Raw genomic sequence first — 3,604 nt, forward strand, 5'->3', positions numbered from 1 at the left:
TGACGAAGATAAGGTATATAGCCTATCGAGTCAAATTTTAACAAAATCCGCAAAAAGCACTCGCGAGATAAGCCGTTTAAAAGGAAAAAAATGATTTTATTGATAGACAATTATGACAGTTTCGTATTCAACGTGGAGCAGTACCTACGCGAACTAACCGACGAAGAAGTGCGCTGCGTGCGCAACGACAAGATCACGCTAGACGAGATCCGCAGGCTAAATCCGAGCAAAATCGTGCTAAGCCCGGGCCCAAAACACCCGCAAGATAGCGGCATTTGTTTAGAGATTTTAAAAAGCAATATCGCCGCGCCGATCCTTGGTATCTGCCTCGGACATCAGGCGATCGGGCTCATTTACGGCGCCAAAATCAAACGCCTAGAAAAGCCCTATCACGGCAAAACCTCGCTAATAAAAGTTAGCCGCAAAGAGCCGCTATTTACGGGACTGCCGGACGAATTTGAGGTCATGCGCTACCACTCGCTTTACGTGGACGAGCTACCGTCAAATTTGCAGGCTTCAGCCGTGAGCGAGGACGGCGTAGTGATGGCGCTTAGCGTCAAAGATAGGCCGATTTTTGGTATCCAATTTCACCCCGAGAGCTACTTCACGCAGTACGGCAAAAAAATCATCGAAAATTTCATCAACTACGAAGCTGCGCCTGCCGCAGAGGTCGCCAAAGAGCCCAAAATCCGTCCGCTAAAGCCGTTTCTAATCAAGCTTCAAGAAAACGAGCGCCTGGACGACCGCGACTTTGAGCAAATTTGCGAAATCATCGCGAGCAAAGAGTACGAGATCACGCAGCTAGCGGCACTTTTGGTGCTAATCAGCGAAAAAAGCCTCTATCCGCAAAGCCTAGCAAGCCTCGCCAAAAACATCCTAAAATACTCGCAGACCTACCGCGATCCCTCGCCGATGATCGATCTTTGTGGCACGGGCGGCGACGGCTTTAAGACGATAAATATCTCAACCACCGTCGCGTTTATCCTCGCAAGCCTTGGCGTCAAGGTCGCAAAGCACGGAAACAAGGCCGTTTCTAGCAAATCAGGCAGCTCAGACGTGCTGGAAATTTTGGGCGTTAAGATCTCAAATTCGCTCCTAGGGCAGCGCGAGCTGCTAAACGATAAAAATTTAGCCTTTTTCCACGCGCCGTTTTTCCATCCGCTAGTGGGCGAGGTGCGCGAAGTGCGTCAGCGTCTAGGTATCCGCACGGTTTTTAACGTACTTGGCCCGCTGCTAAATCCAAATTTGGCGCTCAAAAATCAGCTCGTGGGCGTCTATCATAAGCCGGTTTTACGACTATATGCCGAGACACTGCAGCTGCTGGGACGCGAACGAGCGCTGGTAGTTCGCGGCGAGGACGGACTAGATGAGATCAGCCTGTGTGACGAGACGCGCGTCGTGGAGCTACGCGGTGGTCAGATCAGCGAGTACAGCATCACGCCAGAGCAGTTTGGCTTCAAACGGGCGTTTCACAGCGAGATCGAGGGCGGCACGCCTGAGCAAAACGCCGAAATTTTAAAGCAAATTTTAAAAGGCGAGCTGGATGGACCGAAATTTGACGTCGTCGTGCTAAACGCGATGTTTGCGCTCTACACAGCAGGCGTCGCGGATAGCCCCGCGCAGGCAAAAGAGGTCATCCTGGACGCGATAAAAAGCGGTAAAGTTTATCGCTATTTTGAAGACTACGTGCGAGGCGAAGCGTGACGCTGGTTAAAATTTGCGGTATCAAAACTCCTGCGGAGGCACGCGACGTGGCGAGCCTGGACATTGATTTTTTGGGTGCGATATTTGCCAAAAGCAAACGTCAAGTGAGCGTACAGACGGCGCGCGAGATAGCGGATATCGCGCATACGGCCGGTAAAAAATGCGTCGGCGTTTTTGCCGGGCAAAGCGACTGCGAGATAATGGAAATCTGCGAATTTGTTCAGCTTGACGCGGCGCAGATCCACGGAGAGGTTAGCTCAAATTTGTACGCAAATTTAAAGGCGATGGGGCTAGAGATTTGGCGCGTCTATAGCGTGCTAGACGCGCTTCCAGCCGTAGATACCGCGCTTTGCGATATGCCGCTTTTTGATTGCAAGGGCGAAAATGCCGGCGGCAACGGCACCAGCTTTGATTGGGAGATTTTGCGTGCGGTCAAATTTGACTTTGGCATGGCGGGCGGCATCGGCGAACACAACGCGCGCGAAGCGATCAAATTTAACCCGCGAGTGCTCGATCTAAACTCAAAAGTCGAGGATGAAAACGGCGTAAAGTCGGCAGAAAAAATAAAGAAAATTTTAGAGCTCTTAAAGGCGTAAATTTGCTTGCGACGAAGGCAAATTTACGGCCTTTACCGCCTTGCCTAAATAAAATATGGCATGTTTTAAATTTACTCATTTTACCAGCTTGCCGGCTAACGCTGCCATACCGCACCCCAAATAAGCCGAATAAAAACTTAAAATGCTAAAATAAACAAAAATTTAAAGGATACCGATGAACACCAAAGCATATTTCGGCAAATTCGGCGGGCAGTTCGTGCCAGAAACCGTGATGTTCGCGCTAGACGAGCTCGAGGCTGCTTACGAGCGCATAGTAAAAACGGCTGAATTTGAGGCCGAACTAGACGACCTACTAAAAAACTACGTCGGACGCCCGAGTCCGCTATATCACGCAAAACGCCTAAGCGAGCACTACGGACATGAAATTTATCTAAAGCGCGAGGATCTAAATCACACGGGCGCGCACAAGATAAATAACGCCCTAGCCCAGGCGCTTCTCGCCAAAAAAATGGGCAAAAAGAAGGTTTTAGCAGAGACGGGCGCGGGTCAGCATGGCGTGGCGACTGCGACGGCGGCGGCATTGCTCGGTCTTGAGTGCGACGTATATATGGGTGCTACCGACGTCGAGCGTCAGCAGCTAAACGCATTTCGCATGCAGCTTTTAGGCGCCAGAGTCGTGAGCGTAGAAGATGGGCTAAAAACGCTAAAAGAGGCCACCACCGCAGCGATCCAAGCATGGGTGAACGAGATAGAAAGCGCCTTTTACGTCATCGGCTCGGCGGTCGGCCCGCATCCGTATCCTAGGATCGTGCGCGACTTTCAGAGCATCATCGGCCGCGAGACCAAAGCACAGCTAAAAGAATACGGCGTACATCCGGACTACGTCATCGCCTGCGTCGGCGGCGGCAGCAACGCGATCGGTATCTTTAGCGCGTTTTTGGGCGACGCGGACGTAAATTTGATCGGAGTAGAGGCCGCAGGGTTAGGCGCACACACGCCCTATCACGCCGCAACGCTAACCAAGGGTCGCGCAGGCATCATCCACGGTATGAAAACGATCGTTTTACAAGACGAATACGGCATGATCGAGCCCGTTCACAGCATCTCGGCGGGACTCGACTATCCGGGAGTGGGCCCAGAGCACGCGCACCTGCACGAGAGCAAGCGAGCCTCCTACTACGGCGTCACAGACGACGAGTGCATAAATGCGCTATATCTAACCAGCCGACTAGAGGGCATTATCCCGGCGATCGAGAGCTCGCACGCGCTAGCATATCTAGAAAAGCTATGCCCAAATTTGACGAAAAAAAGCGTCATCGTCGTAAATGTCTCGGGACGCGGCG

Annotated in this window: 3 protein-coding genes; all 3 read left to right on the forward strand. The window is 51.7% G+C overall.

Translation table 11 applies throughout. The features are described 5' to 3' along the window. Positions 1-90 precede the first annotated feature (90 nt). A complete protein-coding gene (trpD, locus tag Q0314_RS08410; RefSeq protein WP_298058210.1) occupies positions 91-1,704 on the forward strand; it encodes an anthranilate phosphoribosyltransferase in 1,614 nt (537 codons plus the stop codon). Beyond that, positions 1,701-2,300, forward strand: coding sequence for a phosphoribosylanthranilate isomerase (locus Q0314_RS08415; protein WP_298058212.1), 600 nt, complete (start codon positions 1,701-1,703; stop codon positions 2,298-2,300). The genes trpD and Q0314_RS08415 overlap by 4 nt, the downstream gene beginning before the upstream one ends. Before the next feature lie 175 nt (positions 2,301-2,475). Then, on the forward strand, positions 2,476-3,604 hold a 1,129-nt coding region (gene trpB, locus Q0314_RS08420; RefSeq protein WP_298058214.1), incomplete at its 3' end, for a tryptophan synthase subunit beta.

Origin of the sequence: uncultured Campylobacter sp., assembly GCF_938040115.1 — a bacterium.
In the GTDB taxonomy this organism is placed as follows: domain Bacteria; phylum Campylobacterota; class Campylobacteria; order Campylobacterales; family Campylobacteraceae; genus Campylobacter_A.